The 4128-nt window shown below is 62.8% G+C and carries 3 protein-coding genes; 2 read left to right on the top strand and 1 reads right to left on the bottom strand.

All coding sequences use genetic code 11. From position 1 onward, the window contains the following. Positions 1-1664: NADP-dependent isocitrate dehydrogenase (locus tag VOI29_RS23100; RefSeq protein ID WP_323784060.1), on the top strand; the 1664-nt coding region annotated here is incomplete at its 5' end. A gap of 83 nt (positions 1665-1747) precedes the next feature. Here the strand turns inward: VOI29_RS23100 and VOI29_RS23095 are convergent. Next, entirely contained in the window at positions 1748-3649 is a 1902-nt protein-coding gene (locus VOI29_RS23095) for a methyl-accepting chemotaxis protein (RefSeq protein WP_323784058.1), read from the bottom strand. Between the two features lie 210 nt (positions 3650-3859). Between VOI29_RS23095 and VOI29_RS23090 the strand changes: the two genes are divergently transcribed. Beyond that, on the top strand, positions 3860-4128 hold a 269-nt coding region (locus VOI29_RS23090), incomplete at its 3' end, for a hypothetical protein (RefSeq protein ID WP_323784056.1).

Genomic DNA, 4128 nt, shown 5'->3' with positions numbered 1-4128 from the left:
TCTATGCAAACGAAAAATCTGCGACCATCACCGCCGCGCAGGCAGGGGACGCGAAGATCGAATTTGTCGCCAAGGACGGCTCCGTCACCGTTCTGAAAGACGCCTGGACGCTGGAAGAGGGCACCGTGGCCGATGCCACCTTCCTGTCCGCCAAGGCGCTGGCCGCCTTTCTGGCCGAGGCCATCGCGGACACCAAGGCCGACGGCACCATGTTCTCGCTGCACATGAAGGCGACGATGATGAAGGTCTCCGACCCGATTATCTTCGGCCACGCGGTGAAGGCCTGGCTGGCGCCAGTGTTTGAAAAATTCGGCCCCCAGATGGAGGCCCTGGGCGTCAACCCGAATTCCGGCATGGGCGACCTGCTGAACCGGGTGAAGGACAACCCGGAGATCATGGCCGAAATCGATGCCGTGCGGGCCAAGCGGCCGGACATGTATATGGTGGACAGCGACAAGGGCATCACCAACCTGCATGTGCCGTCCGATGTGATCATCGACGCTTCGATGCCCGCGGTAATCCGCGCCGGCGGCAAGGGCTGGGACCAGAACGGCAACAAGGGCGACACCAACTGCGTGATCCCCGACCGCTGCTATGCCACGGTCTATGACGAGACCATCAATTTTTTCAAAGCCAATGGCGCGCTGGACGTGACCACCGCCGGTGCCGTCGCCAACGTCGGCCTGATGGCGCAGAAGGCCGAGGAATACGGCTCCCACCCGACCACGTTCGAAGCGCCCGCAGATGGCACCATCCGGGTGATTCTGGCAAACGGCGGAACGCTGCATTCGCACGACGTCGAGGCGGGTGACATCTGGCGGGCCTGCACTGTCAAGAAGGCACCGATCGAGAACTGGATCGAGCTGGCGATGGACCGCCAGCGCCTGACCGGCTCCGAGGCGATCTTCTGGCTGGACGCAAACCGTGCCCATGACGCCGAGCTGATCAACTATGTGAAACCGGCGCTGGAAGCGGCGGGCGTTGCGGACAAGTTCCTGATCCTGGCGCCGCGCGAGGCAACCCGCCAGTCGCTGGAAACGATCACCGCGGGCAACGACAGCATCGCCATCACCGGCAACGTGCTGCGCGATTATCTGACCGACCTGTTCCCGATCCTGGAGCTGGACACCTGGGCCAAGATGCTGTCGATCGTCAAGCTGATGCAGGGCGGCGGGCTGTTTGAAACCGGTGCCGGCGGGTCTGCTCCGAAACATGTGCAGCAGCTGGTTGAGGAAAACCACCTGCGCTGGGATTCGATGGGTGAATTCTGCGCCCTGGGGGAAAGCCTGAACTTCCTGGCCGACGCCAAGGGCAACGCCAAGGCCGGCGTGCTGGGCGCTGCGGCCGAAGACGCCACCCAAGGTATTCTCGACCACAACCGCTCTCCCAGCCGCAAAGTCGGCGAGCCGGACAACCGCGACAGCCACTATTGGTTTGCCCGCTACTGGGCCGAAGCTCTGGCGGCCCAAACCGGGGATGCGGAGCTGGCGGCGCATTTTGCCCCGATCGCTGAAGAGCTGGCGGCCAAGGAGGCGCAGATCCTGGCCGAGCTGGCCGCAGCCCAGGGCCAGGCGGCAGACATTGGCGGCTACTACCGCCCGAGTGCAGCGCTGAAGGCCAAGGTGATGCGCCCCTCGGCAACGCTGAATGCGATCATTGGCTGATCTTTCCGGACAGTCCGCAATAAATAACGCCCGGGGAAATCCCCGGGCGTTTTCTGTTTGCCTGTGACGGGTTCGCAGACGGATCAGAAGTCCTGCCACAGCTTCTTGGCTGCACTGCCGCCGGCCGCGGCAACAGGCTGCGGGGCAGGCTGCGGCGCGGTCTCCATGTTCCAGTCAGCGCTGCCGTGGGCGGTTTGCGCCGGTGCCCTGGCCGCCTGGGCCGGAGCTGCCGCAATGCCGCCGCCGGGGATTTTGAAATGCGCCACCAGATCGCTGAGCTTGGTGGCGTCGGTCTTCAGCAAATGGCCGGCCGCAGTGGCCTGTTCCACCATGGCAGCATTCTGCTGGGTGACCTGATCCAGCTGGGTGACACCGGTGTTGATCTCATGCAGGCCGGTGGATTGCTCGGCGGCGCCTTCGGCAATGCCGGAGACCAGCTGCGAGATATGGCTGACCTGCGAAACGATGCTTTGCAGCGCTTCGCCCGCCTTGCCGACCAGATCCACGCCGCGGGCGACCTGACCGGAACTGTTGCCGATCAGGGTCTTGATCTCCATCGCCGCGTCCGAAGACCGCTGCGCCAGCGCCCGCACCTCGGAGGCGACCACCGCAAAGCCGCGGCCCGCTTCGCCAGCGCGGGCGGCCTCCACCCCGGCGTTCAGCGCCAGGAGATTGGTCTGAAAGGCGATATCGTCGATTACCGAAATGATCTGCGAGATTTGCGCCGAAGATTCCTCGATCTCGGTCATCGCGGCGACGGCGCTTTGCACCACTTCGCCGCTGGTGCGGGCTTCGCCCTTGGCGTCTTCCATGGTGGCCTCGACGCTGCGGGCACCCTCAGCTGCCGATTTGACCGAAGCGGTCAGCTCATCCAGGGCGGCAGCGGTTTCTTCCAGAGTCGCGGCCTGGCTTTCGGTGCGGTGCGACAGGTCATCCGAAGCCTGGCTGATTTCAGCCGCACCGCTGCGGATGCTGCTGGCCGCGGCAATCACCTGTTCCACGGTCGCGCTGAGGTTCTGCGCGGTGGTGTTGAAGTCCTGGCGCAGCTGCTCGTAATCCTCCGGGAAGGAACCGGTGATCTGCGCGGTCAGGTCCCCCTGCGACAGGGCTGACAGTTTGCTGCTGAGCACACTCACGACATTGCTGCGCTTTTCATTGCGTTGCTGCTCGGCCCGCTCCAGATCCTTCTGGCGGATCAGTGCCTGGCGGAACACATCAAGGCTTTGGGCAATCTCGCCCAGTTCGCTGCGCGCAGTGGCATGGGGGATTTCGCTGTCTGTGTCGCCATCGGCCAGTGTCTGCATACGGGATTTGAGGCCATTCAGCGGACCGGTGACGCTGCGGGTGATGAAATACGCAGCAATCGACAACGCCACCAGGCTGATGCCCAGAAGGATCAGCGCCTCATTGCGCATCCGTGCAACGTCAGCCTCGATATCCGAGACATAGGCGCCGGTGCCGACGATCCAGCCCCAGGGTTCATAGGCCTGCACATAGCCGATCTTGGCCTCGATCACCTCGGAGTCCGGTTTCTTGAAGTAATATGTAAGCTCCCCTGCCCCTTTGGCGGCAGCGATCTTCTCCAGCTCCCGGAACACTTTGATACCGGTCACATCCTCATAGGCGCCCTGGTTGGTGCCGTTCCAGGCGGGCACGGTCGGATGCGCCTGCACCACCAGGTCGTGGTCAAAGACAAACACGTAACCCGAATCGCCAAAGCGCAGCGCCGTCAGGCGCTCGCGGCCGATATCACGGGCTTGTTCTTCGGTGAAGCGGCCGTCTTTGACACCTTCCTCCAGATCGCGCAGCAGGCTGACCGCAGTGTCTGTGACGTTGTGCAGCTCAGTATAGCGCATTTCATAGGCGTTTTTCACGGATTGCGACAGCAGCAGGAACGTCAGCACAGCCGTCAGGCTGAGAGCCAGCGCCGCCAGCGCATAGATCCGGACAGGCAGACGGTACAGAAAATCGGGAAGTCGGGGCATCAGTGCGGAACCTTCATTGCGTGAATGTTGCCTGCAGGTTTAAACCGCACCCTCTAACAATTCCCTAGCCGGATGCAGATTTCCACCGCTTTCAGCAAGCTTCACGCCGCAAACCGGAAAGGCAAAGACCCGCCCTCCCCCTGGCGCCCACTCCGTTTCCGGTCCGGGATGCCTGCGGCAAAGCCGCGATCCAGCACGTTAGGCGCGCTGTTGAATCTGTGGCCGCTGCCGGGTGTTGCCGCCGTCCATTGCCCCCGGGCCAATGGCGGCTGGAGGATTGCGGCGAAAGCCTGTTTCCGGCCTGTTTTTTTTGAACTGCCGAACGCAAAACCGCCGCTGGCGTTATGCGCAGCGGCGGTTTTGTGTATAAGCATCGTTGAGAGAGATTTGGATTTTACTAGGTTTGGCGGTGACCTACTCTCCCAGGGCTTGAGCCCAAGTACCATCGGCGCGGCAGTGCTTAACTTCCGGGTTCGGGA

This window comes from Leisingera sp. (assembly GCF_034669605.1).
Classification (GTDB): Bacteria; Pseudomonadota; Alphaproteobacteria; order Rhodobacterales; family Rhodobacteraceae; genus Leisingera.
The sequence above is the reverse complement of the archived record's forward strand: the minus strand, read 5'-3'. Positions and strand labels throughout refer to the sequence as shown.

Excerpts from the sequence above, each read along its gene's own strand:
- VOI29_RS23095 (WP_323784058.1), bottom strand. The coding sequence starts at position 3,649 with ATGCCCCGACTTCCCGATTTTCTGTACCGTCTGCCTGTCCGGATCTAT.